The following is a 17,235-nucleotide window of genomic DNA, read 5'->3' as shown; positions in this document are numbered from 1 at the left end:
GCTGCCTCCTATGGGAACGGATGCGGGAAGGTATTGAGTTCTTCATATGTCAACGGTTCTTTCACATAGCCAAGCTTCATCGGGACATGGAGTACGCGATCGAGCCCTTTCAAACGGGAGAGATGGTGTCCAAAGGTCATCGGCAGCATCCCCGGTATCAATACTTTCACACAATAGAGCCCATTCTTCTTCAATTCAGGAGGAGTCTGGTCGACAACAATGACATTGAGGCCCAAACTGTGGAATTCATCTAGAATATCCTTCAAATCCTCCGTCAGGTCTTCATGACTCGACACCTTTTGGAAAGCATCCTGAAAACTCTGTAAAGGCTGATCATGATCGAGCAGGAAGCTTAAACGTTCCTCCGCTTGCGGCAATCCGTACAGCATACCGTGGTCATCCATCTCTCGTACCAGTGAATCATCATCAAGCATTTGCAGGTATTTCTCCTTGTTCCCTTCCAATTTTCCGTCGAGATTGAGCATCATGCCCGCAAGCTCCTGGACAGCACTTTTGGCCGCCTTAACCGGATCAAGATGGGCCCCTGCCGCACAGATCAAGTTCAATCCTTTTTCTTTCCTATTTTTCGCCATTGCCCAAACACTTGGAATACCATGCTCCATGGTGCAATTAAATAAATACAAATCATAGCCAGCCACAGCCCTCATTCGCTCCGCCATCAATAGCAGTTCCTCATCTTCAGCAGATTGAAGATCGAGGCGTGGCAGTTTTAATTTTGAATACCATGACAATAGGAAGGAATCACGCTCGACCACTTCCATGATGCCATAGAAAATCGCCTCTTCCCTGCTTCCGCCAAGAGCGCAGCCATTTGAAGTTTCATAGACAAATCCCGCTGAACCGCACCCCAGACTATAATAGGATAAAAGCTCTGGCACGAGAATCGGCCGCTTTTCAATAAGAGAGTAGCCCCATACCCAATCCATCGGTGAGTCTGGATTGAATCTTTCAAATGGAAATCCAGGCTTTTCATATTCTTCATCAGCATGGACACCTACTGCTAATGGGTTCAAAGCCTGTTTTTCAAGATTACGGAAACTGTCATGAATGACTGTCCGCTTCCCGCGGGACTGAAGTCCGCAGTGGCGCTCAAGTCCTTCCAGGATGGCAGTCATTTCGCTTTCTTCGTAGCATTGAGTCCTGCCAGCTGTGCCCTCATTACCTCCAGAAATCATTGGCAGATTCACGCTCGCATCTGCAAATGGAGTGACTAAATCGTACATTTTACTATTTAACAGACCTGTCCGGTTGTCAAAATAATCATCAAAGAGCACTTCCTTCATTTCGTCCAGTGGAGTACATCGGTAGCTGCGCGCACTGATTTTCAGACTGGGTTTTAATGAGATTCTTGCAAGCGAAGCTGAATCTTCTGGAATCGTACTGCAAACCTGGCACAAGGAATCGGCCAGGAATGAATGCCAGGATCCATTCAATGTTTTTAAGTCTGTAAAATACATCCGTCCCGCCGAAAGCCCCTCCTTGCCCGCTAAAACACGGTCTGCTTCGGTTACAATTACATGGACTAAATGCTGAACACCATTTTCCGATGCCCATGGGTTCGAAGCTGTTGCTTTTTCAGCTCCAAGCTTCTGCTTCACCTCCTGCATTTCCCCTCGTTCCTGGCCTCCTAGCAGTTTCCTCAGGTCCGCACATTGTGAACAACCAGGTGTGCCAGGCCTGACGAGCGGCCCGATGATTCCTTCACCAAACGATACAAAGGCCCGGAGCCAGGGACTGCCAGTCAGTTTGACCGCTTCTTCCGCTTTTTGATGGGCAACGGGATTCCATGTATCATGAAGGACAAGCATCAACTCTGAATTCTCGGGCAATCCATACTCAAAATCATTCCTTCTGAACACTTGATAGCGAGTTGATAATTCTTCAGCAACAGTATCAGCCAGCCTGCCTTCCCCAATTATTACGACGAAGGAACTCAACTCCATCCCTCCTCTCGCAGCGATACACCAAATACCCCTTCTAGTTGCTGTTTGAATATTGGTTCAATGCTTAATTCAAACACTGACATTTCCATTCTGTTCTGTTTAAGAACCTCAATCGCTTCCTGCAAACTTTCACGCTCAATCCTTGCTGTGCACTCCGGAATTCTTATGTTCTGTTTATCTCTCTCCAAAATAAGAACCTCTGACTCTTGCAGGACTTGTGCTTTAACTCCTCCTGACTCATTTTGAAAATGTGATAACGCATTCTGGAAGGCACTTCTTAAAGCCAAAGTTGCATTCAAACCAGTACTTCCATACCATCCTTTCTTCGTACCGATCCAAATAACAGGGAAACCATGAACTTCCTTTCCTATCCCTGCGCGCGGTGCTCCCTGAACCGTCGTCAGAGCCTTTAAATAGTAAGCACATCGCTTATCTTCAATCTGGTTTAGATCTATAACGGAAATGTACTCTTGTTCGCTGTGCCTACGAACATATAATTCCTTAGCGAGAAAGTTTTGCAGCCCTCGCCCAACTGCTTCCGCAAAAGATTCACCGGTACCCACACCTAAAGTCCGGCCGTTTTCAATCACTTCTGCCAATCGGGCAGAATATTCCTCAATCCCCGTTAACGCTGCCTCCGTTCTTGCTTCTTCATGGGTAAATGCTGTACAAATCCTTGTTGCTAGTAATTCAGCCGGACCATCAGACAGTGGATCGACTGCCTGGACTTTGCATTGTGCCATTGGAAGCTGCTTTAGGTCTCCCTCTTCCCACTCATGTAAAATCCCCGTCTCTTTTGAAGTCAATAAACTGAAATACTGCAGGAACTTTTCCGGTTCAGCTTTCCTGATGTCCTGACTAAGCCGATTTTCAATGTTCTCTGCTTCCATGTAAGAAAAATCTCCAGTTACTAGCGGATGGGGCGACACCCTATGCCAGCTCCCCTCTAGAGTTTCTAAATTCAGCAAAAAGATCCGGTTTCTTTCTTCAGCTGTAGAGATGCCCGCAAGTTTTTTAAATAATTCAAATGTACTAACATTCGCCAGCAAAGCGCCAGTGGCCAAAGATGCTGGAGAGCCTTTCTGTTCTTTTTCCAAAACGGAAGAATGCAGTCTTCTCCACGCCGATTCCCAGCAAAGCTTTGAATCAGAATCAAAAATTGGACCGGACAAGCCTGTATGTTTGAACTGGATGGCGGGAATGAATGTTTTCCTCTCCTCTTTGCAGATTGATTGCAAAAGCCTCAGTTCTTCAACATTGCCATTTTGTGAAACATAAAGCACCGAGTCGAAAGGCTTCAGGACTTCCCTCCAATCCGTACTATTGCACTCCTCGTACTCCACCTCCGCATCAGTTTTACGTGCATGACTCACAATTTCAGCTAATCTTTTTCTATTGGTGGGGATTTCCTCTGTAACGGAAACACACAGTTTCTGAAGACCCGATTCCAGCAAAGTGGAAACTAGTGAATTCAACATGGGGCCAGAGCCAACGGCAAGTACCTTTGCCTTGCGGAATGCCTGGAATCTGGCTGCGCCGGAACCAGCTAAATTATCGGCATACTCTATTTGCGAAGCGAATCTTTTCATAACCTGCTCCGATAATTGATGCTTGTCATCCTGGCTTATATCCCGGACAAAACCATTCTCAAGTAAAACCCCAGCAATTTGATAAACTCGTTCCCTGTAAGGTTCAGGCAGCCCATCGGTCAACTTTCCAAGCGAGTACTCCCCATTGAACATCGGCATCAGCTTTTCAACCCACTGGTCAATTCCATTCCCTTCAAGACGGAATGAACATGAATTGTTCCTAAAATATACACTTCGGTTCGGTTCTGCGAGATAAAATGTATCTCTTTTCACCTTCAATATCATAGAAGGGTCCTGCTTCACCATCTCACTCCTCCTCAGGCACAAATGCCTTTGCTATCCTGCATAGACTGTCATTATCATCGTATGTACATCAATTTGTCCCTTATGTCTCCGTTAAAAGAACAAAGCCCCCGCGAAAATTCGCAAGGGCTAAATCTAACTTAACCTCGATGGCAGCGGCCACAACCTCCACAACGCCCGCAACGTCCGCAGCCTCCGCAGCGGAAACATCCACCACAACGGAAACATCCGCCACAGCCAAAGCAGCTAAAGAAGCAAGAGAATCCGAAACAACCGCCAAAACCACCCAAGCCTAAGCCTAGAAAACGCTCATCTCCAGTATGGTATTGATTCTGGTCCCAGGTTACCGGCTGGGTTGCCTGGAAATCACCGACATTCAGCATTTGTAGCTCATTTTGAAAATTATTCATCAATATTCTTTACCTCCTCGAAAAATACAGGGCTCCAAAAACAAGTAGCAAAAGTCGAGCAATATCGGATTTATTTCTGTATACATAGTACAAAGGAAATTAATATGAATACTCTTCAACAATTTATGTAAACGGAACGGCCATTGTCACATATGCAAAAGCCTATTTTAGAGGGGTGGATTATATAGATGAGAAAATGGTGGTAACTTATATTCCTTACAAGCAGGTTTACAAAAAGCCAATGCTAACCTCAATTGCTCACATAATGCTTATAAAATTATTCTGCAACTTTCATCACAACGTTGTACAATGAACATGTAAAGTCAATTGTTTTGGAGGGAAAGGTATGAGAAACCACGAAATTGATTATAAAATCTACGGCGATGACATGCAGTTTGTAGAAGTTGAACTGGATCCAAATGAAACGGTTGTAGCTGAAGCCGGCAGTTTAATGATGATGGATCAGCAAATCGAGATGGAGACCATTTTTGGTGATGGTTCCGGTAGCGGCGGCGGTTTGGTTGGCAAGCTATTTGGCGCTGGAAAGCGGTTATTAACGGGAGAAAGCCTATTCATGACCACTTTCACGAACACAGGCCATGATAAGAAGCATGTATCCTTTGCATCCCCCTACCCTGGTAAAATCATTCCAATGGATTTAAGCCAGAATGGCGGCAAGATCATTTGCCAAAAAGACGCTTTCCTAGCTGCAGCCAAAGGCGTTTCTGTCGGGGTTGAATTCCAAAGGAAGCTTGGAGCGGGATTCTTCGGTGGAGAAGGCTTTATCATGCAGAAGCTTGAAGGAGACGGAATGGCATTTGTCCATGCAGGAGGAACGATACATAAGAGAGAGCTTCAGCCAGGAGAAGTCATCAAAGTCGACACAGGCTGCCTTGTGGCCATGACAAGCAATGTGAATTATGACATTGAAATGGTCAAAGGAATTAAAACAGCACTATTTGGCGGGGAAGGACTTTTCTTTGCGACGCTTAGAGGACCAGGTACTGTTTGGATCCAGTCGCTTCCATTCAGCCGCCTCGCCAGCAGAGTATTTGCAGCCGCTCCACAAGGTGGAGGCCAAAGCAAAGGTGAAGGCAGCGTTCTTGGCGGAGTCTTCAGAATGCTTGATGGTGATTGATCAATATGAAATAAGGGACGGTTTCCGAGACGGAAACCTCCCTTTTTTTACCGAATAATGGGGTAGTTGAAACTTTTCATTTTCAAAATCGTAATATAGCTAGCTAATCTATTTCGTAAGTGAGGTGTTAATGTATGTTTTTCAGGATGTTTCATAAATCCAATCGCACAGCAAAAATAGCTTTATTAACAGGAACAATCCTTCTTTTGGTAGGCGGGATTGCAAGTTTATACCTATAGTCATCATCATAAATTTGAAAGGCAAAACCAAGATTTGGTTTTGCCTTTTAATTCCGATATTTATCAATTCATTGGAATATATCCAATTTCCTCAACCAGTTTTTGGCCCTGAGCTCCCTGCATCCATTCAAGCATTGGCTGCAACGATTTTTTCGGATTATCCTTCACGGTGATGGCATATAGATTGACCACATAAGGATATTTCCCAGAAGCGATGTTTTCAGGTGTTGGCTCAACTCCATCGAGTGAGATCAGCTTGATTTTTTCATTCGGATTCATGCCAGTTGTGAAAAAGCGGAACGAGTACCCGAGAGAATTATTGTAATTACGATAGCTGGCAACCTCCTCCATCAAATCACCCATTCCAGCCACTTCTTCTTTCAGCGCAGGCATTAAAGGTGTATCACCCATGAACTTTTCCATGATCGTTTGACTGCCGGAGTCTGCCGGTCGCTGGAAAGCCATGATCTTATTATTCTCCCCGCCCACTTCATTCCAATTAATGGTTTTACCCGAGTAAATCGATTTCAGTTCATCTGAAGTTAAGTTTTCAACAGGGTTTTTCTTGTTTACAAAGAACACAAATGCTTCTTTTCCTATTGGAGTCAGCACGAGCTCCTTTCCCTTACTCTCTGCCAGGCTTTGTTGCGAAACAGAAGGCTGGGCTCCGAAAAATATATCCACCTCTCCTGATACAAGTCTTTCGAAGGCATAAATCGTATTCGTAAAACTAACTATCTCTTCACCAGTCGGCAGCGCGTTTTTGTTTCTGATATCCTGGTAGGTCGCATTTGCAAATGCTGCATAAACGGGATAGGCAGCTTCTGCTCCATCCATAATCGGCATTTCACCTTGGGATTCAATACTGAAACTTGCCTGTTCATCCAGTTTTGGCAGGATATTATTTGGATTCGTCACATAATACGGTTGAAGATCGACACTCGAGAAGCCATTGCCATAGTCAAAACCATAGGACGGCGGGAGAATATGCTTGCTGCGTTCAATATAGATAGTACCCATCACAGCCAATAACAGAATGATGACGCCCATTCCCGCGAAAAGGTTCCCCTTTTTGAAGCTAACTTTCGTCTTAGTCCTTCGTTCGGATATCATGAACCCGATTATAAAGAATAAATAATAAGCAAACGGCACGGCAAATGTTAGAATGAATTCACCCATCATTGCTGAAATAAAGGAATTAGGTAAAAAGGGAAACAGCGCGAATACGAAAATTCCCCATACCTGATGCCCGAAAAAGCCCTTGGAAGCAATCATCCCTATCGCAGCAAGAAGCACCGTCAGAAGCAACGGTATATATACAGGCAGGTACCGACCGTTAAACGAAGAAGCCTGAGGTCTTTTCCCAAAACGAAAACCTATATACAAGGCCGAAAAAGAGATGATCACTAACATAACCAGCGGACCGAACTTCTCAATCGGCAAAACCGCTATCCCCAAAAAAGATAGAAAAAGAGGAACAACCATTAAGTAAATCGCTAAAAACCCAACATCCCTTTTCATACCATAGACCCCCAAGCTCACATTATATTTAGTGTAATTTTACACTAAATGAATATTTTAGTAAATATGTAATTATTAATCTTTAATAAAATCAGAAGAAGAAGGACAAGAGCATATTAATATTGGCCATTGGTGACATAAATTAAGAGAATAGCTGTAAAACCGATGACAAGAAGCTCTATTGGTGACTTAAATACCCAGTTTTTGTGAAAACCAGGCACCAATGAACCCTATTGGTGACCTAAATATTAAGGAAACGAAAAAAATTGGTCACCAATAAAACCCCGCCCCCACAAAAAAGAGAGGAACCAAATGAATCTAGTTCCTCTCCCTATCATCAAACCGTTCTATTAAAAATTAAGTCCTTCCTCCGATATACACTCAGTACGACTCCCATAATAAATGCATTGAATAGCATCGGAATAAAGCCATAACTGATGAATGGCAATGACATGGACGTAAGTGGAAGCAGTCCGATCATCATTCCAATATTATAGATGAATTGGACGAGGAATAATGTCACACCGCCCACAAGCAACAGGTGTCCGAACCGGGAGTTGATTTGAAAGGAAATCATGACGATCCTCGCTGCAAACAGGGAAAGAATGACGAATAGGCCAATCGCAAATAAATACCCGTAGTGATAAGTCAAATTGACAAAGGCGTAATCGGTGTGTTCAAATGGCAAGGCTTCACTTTTAGCTGCAGAGCCAAACCAGCCGGCAGATGCTAAACGTTCTTTCAGCTGAAGATACGTGTAGCCCCAGCTTTTCGGGTATTTTTCAGGATCGAGAAACCCTAATATCCTGGCAAGCTGATATTCTTTTACGGTAAACCAGGCAAATGATCCAAAGGCCCCTGCAGCTAGAATCGACGACAGCGTTATAATGGCTGCAGCTTTCCTGCTAATGACACTCCACCACATCATGACAAAAACCATCACAATATAAATGAAACTAACCACCAAATTCGGAACGGCCATTAATAAGAGCAGTGGCAAAGCAAATAAGACGAAGTGCTGCCAAAGCTTGATCCTCGGGTTATTGAAAAATGAAGCCCAGCCGAGAAACAAGAATGGAAGTACATAGTGGCTTTCAATCTGGAACGGGCCAATCATAAAATATGGGACCCCATTTATGATTGTATTTGGGATTGTTAATAACAAGAATAAAAACATGACTCCGATGGAATAAAATACCCAGCCTTTGTTTTCAAATTTACGATAATCAATAAACATCATAGCGGCTGCAATCATCACACCCAGTAAAACATGAAAGGCTTTCATCACTAAATAGCCATCTGATAACTCATCACCCAATGTGATCAGCGGCAGAAAACTCAATGCCATGGTAATCGCCAACAAACTGATCAGCCACCAGTCAATCCTCGGCTTATGAAGCTTATTCATTTCATGCCCAAGCTTGGACGGACTTCCCATTTGTCTTACCGCTTTTTCCTCAGCCTCTGCTTCACTTAAGCCCTTCCCCATCCATTCTTTCTTCACCTGGTTGAGATGATATTCCAATTCGGAGGATACAAACTTCTTCGCTTCCTTCGAGTGAATATGATTCGAAACTTCACTTAAGAAACCATTCCATCTTTTACTCATATCACTATCACTCCTCCAGCAATCCTTTCATGACAATCCGACCGGCAGCCGAATTTTTCTCCTGCTTGCGGAGATACTTCCTCCCTTTGTCAATGATCTGGTAATATTTCGTTCCCTCACTATTCCAGCAAGAAGCAATCAACCGGTTTTGTTCAAGCGAGTGGAGAATCGTATATAAGGAACCTTCATTGTCCTCAAACTTTTTAAAGCCCCTGGACCTTAGCAGTCCGATCAATTCATAACCTGTTTTTTCTTGCAGGAGCAGCTGAAGGATGGATAAAGTGATTACCTCATCACTTTCATCTGGCATATTAATTTGTTTATGAATCTCTTTTCTCATTTTTTCTGAAAAACTTAATTCTTTAAAAGTAGATTTCTCCATGGATTTTCGGAGCATATTCAACCGGTTTTCCATTTACTTTTCCTCCAATCTTTCCTTCAGGAGTTCTTTTGCACGTTTTAAGCGGGTTTTAATAGTGTTCTCCTTTACTTCTGTCACGACGGAAATTTCCTTGACTGACATTTCTTCAAAATAGAACAGGTAAATCACTTCACGATAATTGACAGGCAGCTCCATGACCGCTGATGCCAGCTGATCATCTTGCTCTTCCTGTATGACGGTTTGCTCAACACTATCACTCTGGAAGGAATCATAGATAGGCTGATAATCGGTCGTGAAAACATTCTTGTTGTACCAGCTCTTCAAATAATCCTTGCAGTGATTTGAGGCTATTCTCCAAAGCCAGGTACGGAATTTCGATTTGCCGCTGTAAGTATGAAGAGATTTATAGCATTTCACGAAAATCTCCTGTGTTAAATCCTCGGCGATTTGCCTATTTTTCACATATGAAAACGAGAGCTGCAGAATCTCTTGCCCATATCTAATCATGATTTCATCAATTGCATCTGCACCATTTTCAATTTCATTCATCTCTGCTGTTAGTTCATCCACAACTGTTCCCCCTTCATAGTTATAGACGACGCACTGGTAAAAAGGTTTTAGGAATATAAAACAGGATAAAAGTTCTAATTTTTAAAAACTTCGCAATATTATTCGTTCCTTCTCTCTTTCGTCTTGTAAAATAGAGAGGCAATACCAATTACATATTATACAGAATGAATAGTTAGGGAGGCTTTATTATGATAAAAGAAGAAACTCTACAAGCCTATGACCCAGATATAAACGACATACATGATATAAGCTTAGCACTGACCAACGCAAAGGATTTTCTCTCCAGTCATTATCTGGATGGAAGCTTTAGCTATGCGGCACCTTCCTGTAAGACTCTTTTCGGATACACATCCGCCGAGCTTCATGGAAAGTCCATTTTCAGCTTTTGTCATCCATTGGATCAGGAAAAGCTGGAACAGTACTTTTCTTCTTATCATTCTGGAGAGATTTTGTTTCGTTTCAGAAGAAAAGAAGGAGATTATCTCTGGCTGGAATCAAGCAGTACGAAGGGTCCTTCTCAATCCGAAATAGTGCTTATTTCCAGAAATGTTACCCAGCGTGTAAATCGAGAGGAAAAATTAAAAGAACGTCAAAGAAGAGATCGGTTATTCCTTGAACATTCAAAGGATACGATGGGAATCATTACAAAAAACGGAGTATGGACTTATATCAATGAGCAGGGAAAGAAATTGATGGGCGCGACCAGTTTTGATGAAATCATTGGTACATCTTTGTATGATTACACCGACCCGCAAGACTATAAGCTGCTGAAAGAAAGCCTGGATTCGAGGAACTCCAGCGACTTTGAAATCAGTTTGATCCGAAAAGATAATGAACCAAAGAGGGCTGAGGTGCAGCTTATTCCGACAGTCTTCAAAAACAGGGACGTTTCCCTTATCATCATCAAGGATATTACAGAACAAAGGAAAACGGAGGATCAGCTGCAGGTAGCTGAGAAACTGTCGGTGATTGGGCAGATGGCAGCTGGGATTGCTCATGAAATCAGGAATCCTTTGACTGCAATAAAAGGCTTTACCCAACTTTTGAGTGAGCATCCGGCAGAAGAAGCAGAGAATTATGCCGAAATCATCCTTGATGAGCTAGCCCGCATAGAGTCAATTGTTGGCGACTTGCTTGTACTAGCAAAACCACAAGCTTCCAATCTATCTTATGTTGATGTGATTCCGCTTGTAAATGGCGTTGTGAATTTGCTTAATCCCCAGGCAGCACTGTCAGATGCCTTCATTAAGATTAAAACGGATACACGAGAAATATACCTGGAGTGTGAACCGGATAAAATAAAACAGGTTTTAATCAATCTCATCCAGAATTCTCTCGAGGCCATGACAAAATCGGGAGAAATCCTCGTTGACATATCAAAAGATTGTGAACATGCTTCCATAAAGGTAATCGACCAGGGCACTGGAATCCCGGAAGACCGACTGAACAAACTAGGAGAACCCTTTTATAGCACAAAAGAAAAAGGAACCGGACTCGGCTTGATGATTTGCCAGAAAATCATCAAAAACCATGGTGGAAAAATCGATTTTTCCAGCATTGTTGATGAAGGAACAACTGTTACGATCACGTTGCCTATTAAAGAAGACCCCTCTCGCTTTGTTATTGACCATACCTAGAAAACAGAAATAAAGCTGAAACAAAGTTCGGCTATTTTAAAAAAAAGGCGATTAGCGGGATGTTTGCTCTTCAAGTAAACATTCCGCCTCGCCTTTTATCATGTCTATGTAATGGTGCTTTTTAAAAGGGTGAGTGTACTTACGAATCTTCCTAAGGCTCCCTTTTGTTACTGTTTTTTTATTTTGAATATCTACAATAACAGTGAAATAGATTTTCCCGTCATGTTTTATAATTCCTGTGACTTTGCCTGCCTCGATGTCCACAATATATTCCGGAACAATCTTCATAGGAGCAAATGAAGTCCAGCCTGAATTTTTATGCTGAATCCTAAATAGCCTGAATAGGAAACTCCTATAAAATTCTTTAAGTTTGTGCACTACTTTCACCTTTTATTCCTATTTTAATATTCTCATAAACAAGCAGTCCCAATTGTTATTCAAATCAGGACTGCTTCTTTTTAGTTTCATTTTATTTTCTATTCTGAGATTCCAATCCCTTGAGCGTATTCAAAGGAAGTTTTGCTCAAACGATTCTTCGGCCGCTTTTACCTAGGGCATAGTAAATACCATGCTGAAGGGTTTGCATGCATTCGTATTTTTTTAGGTTGGTCAGTGTTTGGGATATTGTGATGGCGAGTTCTGCCGAAATTCCAACCAGGATCACCTCAACCCCAAGAAGCCGTGCAGCTGATCCCAATTTATCAATTAGTTCTGCCGTGTAACTAGAAATATCTTTATTTAATCCTGTTAAGTCGAGAAGCACGTAACTTGCCCGGTAATTCGGCAAGTTGTTCAAGGTGTTCTGGATGAGGTCTTCCGCCCGATCCTCATCATATCTTCCAATCAAGGGAACCACGACAATTCCATCTAGTACTGGGATTAGCGGGGAAGAAAGCTCTTTCACCAAAGTTTGAAGTGCTTTCGTTTTTTCTTCTACCAGCGCTTCCAGCTGCATGATCTCTTCAGCCTCTTTTTTCCTCGCCAAGTTTCGGATATTTTGCTGGATATCAATTTCAGATGGGAAGTATTCCACAATTGTGTATTCATTGCTTTCACTTTGGTGCTGGATAATCTTGTACCAGAAGTTCATCCCAAACAAACCTGTAAATACACCAGCATAATGTGCAGGCACAAATATTCCATCTTTGTGCTGTTCACTGAGGTTATTCATTTTATATTCCCAATCATCTTTGATATATAAAGTGAATTTATTAATATTGTAATCTATTTCATTTATCCTCACATATCCCCACCCCGCAGGGACATATGTATTTGATAGCCACTCGACTACATTGGAGGTATCGATTTGTTTCATTTCCTTGAACCCTTCGCCAACAATGATCCCTTGACGGAAACCTGTTGTCTCTAGCACTAGGTTCGTAGCTTCTTCTCCTGAGATTTCATGAATTGTATCGAAGAAGGTTTTCATAGCCGATACCCAGAAAAAAACGACGTCCCCTCCCTCAAACAATACCTTTCCGCTCTCTAAATCCCATTTTAAATCTACGCCGCCGACAACAAGACTCTTTTGCATCTCCATTTCATTCACCTACTAGTAATAGAATTATGTTAAAAAAGAAAATTGAGATTTTATCAATCAATATTTCGACTTATGATACTTTAATTCCTTCCAATATTGTCAAATTGTGAACAAACACAAAATGGCTGCACAGAGACAAAACTCTTTGCAGCCAAATAATATTAGTACGGATCCGTTTCGTGGCTTTTCTTCACAGCATCTTTTGTTGCTTCATTGGCTGATAATGAGCCCTGGCCTCCTTGTCCATACTTCGAGTTGCCGGATTCCCTGCCTGGAACATGATCTTCCCTGGCCATTTCATTCAGTTCCTTCACTCGCATTTCAATGCCTTCCTTCACACGGCGGCCATAATCTTCATCCGCTTGTGTGAAGTGTTCAATCATTGCATCCTGAATCTTCTTGTTGCACGCGGCAAGTGCTTCAGAAAGGTTTTGGATTAACTCTTCGCGCTCCCAGTCATCAAAGCTCCGGTATGTGTGTCCAGCTTGTCCATAGTTATTAGGACGGTCAATCGGTGCACTCATCACCGCTGCATTATAGGATGGCTGATGTGGCGGATGGCCTTCATTGCCCGTTTCCTCGAAGCCTCCCAGCATAGATGGTTCATAATTGATATGCGGATTGTCTCCGGACTCTTTCGGGTCACGCACATCCATCTGGCCGCGGTGCTGGTTCGTACGTACAGGCGCTTTCGGTGCATTCACCGGTAATTTCAGATAGTTGGCGCCAATGCGGTAGCGCTGTGTATCTGAGTAAGAGAAAGTACGACCTTGCAGCATTTTATCATCCGAGAAGTCCATTCCATCAACAAGCACTCCAGTACCAAAGGCAGCTTGTTCTATTTCAGAATGGAAGTCCACTGGATTGCGGTCAAGAACCATACGTCCAACCGGAAGCCATGGGAATTGATCTTCTGGCCATAGTTTCGTGTCGTCGAGTGGATCGAAATCAAGTTCTGGATGGTAATCATCCTCCATGATCTGCACAAAAAGCTCCCATTCCGGATAGTCTCCGCGCTCAATCGCTTCATATAAATCCTGGGTTGCATGGCCGACGTTTTTCGCCTGGATTTCATTCGCTTCTTCCTGTGTCAGGTTGCGGATTCCTTGCTTCGGCTCCCAATGATACTTAACCAGCACTGCTTCGCCTTTATCGTTCACCCATTTATACGTGTTGACGCCTGAACCTTGCATATGGCGGTATGTAGCTGGAATGCCCCATGGTGAAAATAGGAAAGTGATCATATGTGTAGCCTCAGGAGTTCTCGAAACAAAGTCAAACATCCGCTCAGGATTCGGCACATTGGATGCTGGATCAGCTTTAAAGGCATGAATCATGTCAGGAAACTTCATCGCATCTCGGATAAAGAAAATCTTCAAGTTATTTCCGACTAAATCCCAGTTGCCATCTTCCGTATACATTTTAACGGCAAAACCACGGGGATCCCTTGCTGTTTCAGGAGAATCCTTCGCTCCGGCAACTGTGGAGAAACGGACCATAAGAGGAGTCTTTTTCCCCGCACCTGAAAAGACTTTCGCACGAGTATACTTCTCCACTGGCTCATTTCCCACTTTTCCGTACGTTTCGAAATAACCGAACGCGCCAGAACCACGTGCATGCACCACACGCTCTGGCACTTCTTCGCGATCAAAGTGAGAAATTTTTTCGATAAAATGATAATTCTCAAGAGTCGCGGGACCACGGTTGCCAACAGTACGGATGTTTTGGTTATCTCTAACAGGATGTCCCTGGCGTGTCGTCAGCTTCTCGCGCTTCATGTCTTCACCGTTCGAAGTGTTTTTATCTTTGTTCTCAGCCAAATTGAAAAACCTCCTTAAATTCGTCACCATTATCGTTTCACCACTTGGGAAATTTATACAGACGATGAATTCCTCAGTGTATGGAAATAGTAGACAGGCTTGTTTTAAAGTATTATGTATGAATCAATCGTTATGGCAGTGAGTTAATGAACTGCAATATTCCGTATTACATTTTAGACAATACCCCTGATTACTCTAACTAAACAAATTATATAAAAAACGCGTTGATTCCGCAGAATCAACGCGCTTGACTAATATATGAATCATTCACCAAGAATCTTCATTTCTTTTAACGGATAAAAAACAACCTTTGTTGTCCCTACTATACTATCAATTGGAACGGCACCAATATGCCGGCTATCTTTACTGTTTCTCCTATTATCACCTAACACAAAAACATGCCCCTCTGGAACAACATCCCTGCCGACAGGCGTTTCGCTTAATGTAAAAGAACCAGTCAGCTGCCCATAGGTAATAAGCTTTTTGCTTTCATCCAGGTATGGTTCTTCATAGGGCTTGCCATTTATATATAACACATCGTCTTTGTATTCTACCCGATCGCCAGGAAGCCCGATGACCCGTTTGATATAATCCTTGTCCTTGGTAGCATGGAAAACAACGATATCAAATCGTTTGGGTTCGCCGAGTTTTGTAACGAACATCCTCTCCTGACTATGCAAGGTTGGCTCCATGGAGGCGCCTTTCACCTCAATCGGGGTCATTAAAAAGCTACGAACAACAAAAGCTAATACTATTGCGATAAGAAAGGCCTTCACCCATTCCCAAATCTCACTGCGCTCTTTTACCATATTCCGCATCCTTTCTAATGTTCTATGGTTTTTATTTCCACAAAGAGCAATGGAAATCCTTCTTTCCTTTCATAAAGTGCTTCAAAATAAAAAAAAGAGGCCAAAGCCTCTTTTTTGTAAGTTGATTTATTTTTTGACATGCTGCATTAGTGTATCCGGGTCAAAACCAAGAACCCAGTTGCCATTCACCTTCGTTTGCGGAACACCCATCTGGCCAGTTTCTTCAACCAGTTTCTGCGCAGCCTCTTGATCGTATTGTACATTTACTTCTTTGTAGTTTAATCCTTGACCCTCAAGGAATTGTTTCATCATTGTGCAGTAAGGTCAAGTATTCGTAGTGTAAACCGTGATATCGTTCATACTTAAAGCCTCCTTAAAGTTTTTATACCCTATAATGTATTATCCCAGAAATGCTAAATTTATGCAAAATAGAAGTTCCGGGATATTTATGTTTTCCCCTATTTCACTTAAAAAAAACAGGATAGGAGGTATTCATGCTAAACGAAGGATGGGACTATGATCTAAGTGGCATGAAATAAAGGCCCTTGCTGCCAAATCAATTAAATATAAGGCAATCAATATATTTACGAGCTTATACTTCCACTGATGGAATAATATAATCGCATTTAAGATGAATATCACTTCCCAAATTGCTCTATCATCTGCATTTTATCGTAAATTTACGCTCTTAATTGAGTGACGCATCCAATTTCATGTGAATTTTTTTCATTTTTTATACGAAAAAATTTTTATAGCGACTTTCTTGTTTTTATAGCGAGTTTTTCGTTTTTATAGCGACTTTTTTATTTTTATAGCGAGTTTCTTGTTTTTATAGCGAGTTTTTCTTTTTTATAGCGAATTGGAAATTTTAAAGGTTTTTTTCCAGTTCCATTTGATAGAATAAAGAAAAGTAATGTCAGGCGGTATGTAATATGTTGAATTGGCAATTTGTCAGAAGCGTCAGCCTTAAAAGAGAGGAAGTGCCTTCCTTTCAGGAGTACCCGTTCAATCTCCCGAGCTTTAAAGCTTTGGATGAGTTGACGCTGCATCCAAAGGTCACTTTTTTGATTGGCGAGAATGGAATGGGAAAATCGACTTTACTTGAAGCGATTGCAGTTGGACTCGGTTTTAACCCTGAAGGGGGATCTTATAATTTTAATTTTTCCACCTATGACTCCCATTCAGATTTAGGGGATTATTTGCGGATTATAAAAGGAATAGAACGACCACAGGATGGATTTTTCCTGCGTGCAGAAAGTTTTTACAATGTCGCTTCAAATATTGAAGAATTGGATCGTGAAGGATTCGGACCAAGGATCATTGACTCATTTGGCGGAGAATCTTTACATGAACAATCACACGGCGAAGCCTTCTTCTCAACCTTCCTCCACCGGTTTCGGGGCAATGGTATTTATATTTTGGATGAACCTGAAGCAGCGCTTTCCCCTTTGCGGCAAATGTCGATGCTGACTCGCATCCATGATCTAGTGAAGGAGAACTCACAGCTGATCATCGCCACGCACTCCCCGATCATTATGGCCTATCCAGATGCAGCAATCTATGAATTCAGTGATGAAGGCATTTTTAAAAGAAAGCTGGAAGAAACGAATCATTACCGCATCATGAAGCAATTTTTTGAAGACACGCCAAGGATGATCCATCATTTATTGGAGGACTAATCTCCTCCCAATTGCGTTAGCAAAC

The 17,235-nt window shown here is 42.4% G+C and carries 15 protein-coding genes; 3 read left to right on the top strand and 12 right to left on the bottom strand.

The window, feature by feature from the left end:
- Positions 1-8 precede the first annotated feature (8 nt).
- The 3 genes from AB5I83_RS17610 to AB5I83_RS17600 form a co-directional block, all read right to left on the bottom strand.
- Positions 9-1,958: a TOMM precursor leader peptide-binding protein gene (locus AB5I83_RS17610; RefSeq protein WP_448977096.1), complete on the bottom strand. Its 1,950-nt coding sequence runs from the start codon at positions 1,956-1,958 to the stop codon at positions 9-11.
- Positions 1,955-3,859 carry a putative thiazole-containing bacteriocin maturation protein gene (locus AB5I83_RS17605; RefSeq protein WP_448977094.1) on the bottom strand — a complete coding sequence of 635 codons (1,905 nt, stop codon included), beginning with the start codon at positions 3,857-3,859 and terminating at the stop codon, positions 1,955-1,957. The genes AB5I83_RS17610 and AB5I83_RS17605 overlap by 4 nt, the downstream gene beginning before the upstream one ends.
- 137 nt (positions 3,860-3,996) lie before the next feature.
- Entirely contained in the window at positions 3,997-4,239 is a 243-nt protein-coding gene (locus AB5I83_RS17600) for a heterocycloanthracin/sonorensin family bacteriocin (protein WP_319005624.1), read from the bottom strand.
- 373 nt (positions 4,240-4,612) lie between these two features.
- Between AB5I83_RS17600 and AB5I83_RS17595 the strand changes: the two genes are divergently transcribed.
- A complete protein-coding gene (locus AB5I83_RS17595) occupies positions 4,613-5,404 on the top strand; it encodes a TIGR00266 family protein (RefSeq protein ID WP_448977093.1) in 792 nt (263 codons plus the stop codon).
- Positions 5,405-5,706: 302 nt separating this feature from the next.
- Here the strand turns inward: AB5I83_RS17595 and AB5I83_RS17590 are convergent, their stop codons facing one another.
- From AB5I83_RS17590 to AB5I83_RS17575, 4 genes are all read right to left on the bottom strand, one after another.
- Positions 5,707-7,164: a PstS family phosphate ABC transporter substrate-binding protein gene (locus AB5I83_RS17590; RefSeq protein ID WP_448977091.1), complete on the bottom strand. Its 1,458-nt coding sequence runs from the start codon at positions 7,162-7,164 to the stop codon at positions 5,707-5,709.
- A gap of 337 nt (positions 7,165-7,501) precedes the next feature.
- Positions 7,502-8,773, bottom strand: coding sequence for an FtsW/RodA/SpoVE family cell cycle protein (locus tag AB5I83_RS17585; RefSeq protein WP_448977089.1), 1,272 nt, complete (start codon positions 8,771-8,773; stop codon positions 7,502-7,504).
- 7 nt (positions 8,774-8,780) lie between these two features.
- A complete protein-coding gene (locus AB5I83_RS17580; RefSeq protein WP_448977087.1) occupies positions 8,781-9,188 on the bottom strand; it encodes a PadR family transcriptional regulator in 408 nt (135 codons plus the stop codon).
- A complete protein-coding gene (locus tag AB5I83_RS17575; RefSeq protein ID WP_448977085.1) occupies positions 9,189-9,725 on the bottom strand; it encodes a sigma-70 family RNA polymerase sigma factor in 537 nt (178 codons plus the stop codon).
- Between the two features lie 188 nt (positions 9,726-9,913).
- Between AB5I83_RS17575 and AB5I83_RS17570 the strand changes: the two genes are divergently transcribed.
- Entirely contained in the window at positions 9,914-11,362 is a 1,449-nt protein-coding gene (locus tag AB5I83_RS17570; RefSeq protein WP_448977083.1) for an ATP-binding protein, read from the top strand.
- A 51-nt stretch (positions 11,363-11,413) separates the two neighbouring features.
- Here the strand turns inward: AB5I83_RS17570 and AB5I83_RS17565 are convergent, their stop codons facing one another.
- The 5 genes from AB5I83_RS17565 to AB5I83_RS17545 form a co-directional block, all read right to left on the bottom strand.
- Positions 11,414-11,740, bottom strand: a complete 327-nt coding sequence (locus AB5I83_RS17565; protein ID WP_448977081.1) for a hypothetical protein — start codon at positions 11,738-11,740, stop codon at positions 11,414-11,416.
- Positions 11,741-11,885: 145 nt separating this feature from the next.
- Positions 11,886-12,902 carry an STAS domain-containing protein gene (locus AB5I83_RS17560; protein WP_448977079.1) on the bottom strand — a complete coding sequence of 339 codons (1,017 nt, stop codon included), beginning with the start codon at positions 12,900-12,902 and terminating at the stop codon, positions 11,886-11,888.
- 161 nt (positions 12,903-13,063) lie between these two features.
- Positions 13,064-14,722: a catalase gene (locus AB5I83_RS17555; protein ID WP_448977077.1), complete on the bottom strand. Its 1,659-nt coding sequence runs from the start codon at positions 14,720-14,722 to the stop codon at positions 13,064-13,066.
- 263 nt (positions 14,723-14,985) lie between these two features.
- Positions 14,986-15,531 (bottom strand): signal peptidase I, encoded by a 546-nt coding sequence (lepB, locus tag AB5I83_RS17550; protein ID WP_448977075.1) that lies wholly within the window; start codon positions 15,529-15,531, stop codon positions 14,986-14,988.
- Positions 15,532-15,657: 126 nt separating this feature from the next.
- Positions 15,658-15,891, bottom strand: a complete 234-nt coding sequence (locus AB5I83_RS17545; protein WP_084135358.1) for a glutaredoxin family protein — start codon at positions 15,889-15,891, stop codon at positions 15,658-15,660.
- Between the two features lie 572 nt (positions 15,892-16,463).
- On the opposite strand from AB5I83_RS17545, the gene AB5I83_RS17540 reads away from it, so the two are divergent.
- A complete protein-coding gene (locus AB5I83_RS17540) occupies positions 16,464-17,210 on the top strand; it encodes an AAA family ATPase (RefSeq protein ID WP_448977073.1) in 747 nt (248 codons plus the stop codon).
- Positions 17,211-17,235 lie beyond the last annotated feature (25 nt).

This window comes from Mesobacillus sp. LC4 (assembly GCF_053543455.1).
The sequence above is the reverse complement of the archived record's forward strand: the minus strand, read 5'-3'. Positions and strand labels throughout refer to the sequence as shown.

Coding starts and splice junctions, on each gene's coding strand:
- AB5I83_RS17605 (WP_448977094.1), bottom strand. CDS start 3,859: ATGGTGAAGCAGGACCCTTCTATGATATTGAAGGTGAAAAGAGATACA.
- AB5I83_RS17600 (WP_319005624.1), bottom strand. CDS start 4,239: ATGCTGAATGTCGGTGATTTCCAGGCAACCCAGCCGGTAACCTGGGAC.
- AB5I83_RS17595 (WP_448977093.1), top strand. CDS start 4,613: ATGAGAAACCACGAAATTGATTATAAAATCTACGGCGATGACATGCAG.
- AB5I83_RS17590 (WP_448977091.1), bottom strand. CDS start 7,164: ATGAAAAGGGATGTTGGGTTTTTAGCGATTTACTTAATGGTTGTTCCT.
- AB5I83_RS17585 (WP_448977089.1), bottom strand. CDS start 8,773: ATGAGTAAAAGATGGAATGGTTTCTTAAGTGAAGTTTCGAATCATATT.
- AB5I83_RS17580 (WP_448977087.1), bottom strand. CDS start 9,188: ATGGAAAACCGGTTGAATATGCTCCGAAAATCCATGGAGAAATCTACT.
- AB5I83_RS17570 (WP_448977083.1), top strand. CDS start 9,914: ATGATAAAAGAAGAAACTCTACAAGCCTATGACCCAGATATAAACGAC.
- AB5I83_RS17560 (WP_448977079.1), bottom strand. CDS start 12,902: ATGGAGATGCAAAAGAGTCTTGTTGTCGGCGGCGTAGATTTAAAATGG.
- lepB (WP_448977075.1), bottom strand. CDS start 15,531: ATGGTAAAAGAGCGCAGTGAGATTTGGGAATGGGTGAAGGCCTTTCTT.
- AB5I83_RS17540 (WP_448977073.1), top strand. CDS start 16,464: ATGTTGAATTGGCAATTTGTCAGAAGCGTCAGCCTTAAAAGAGAGGAA.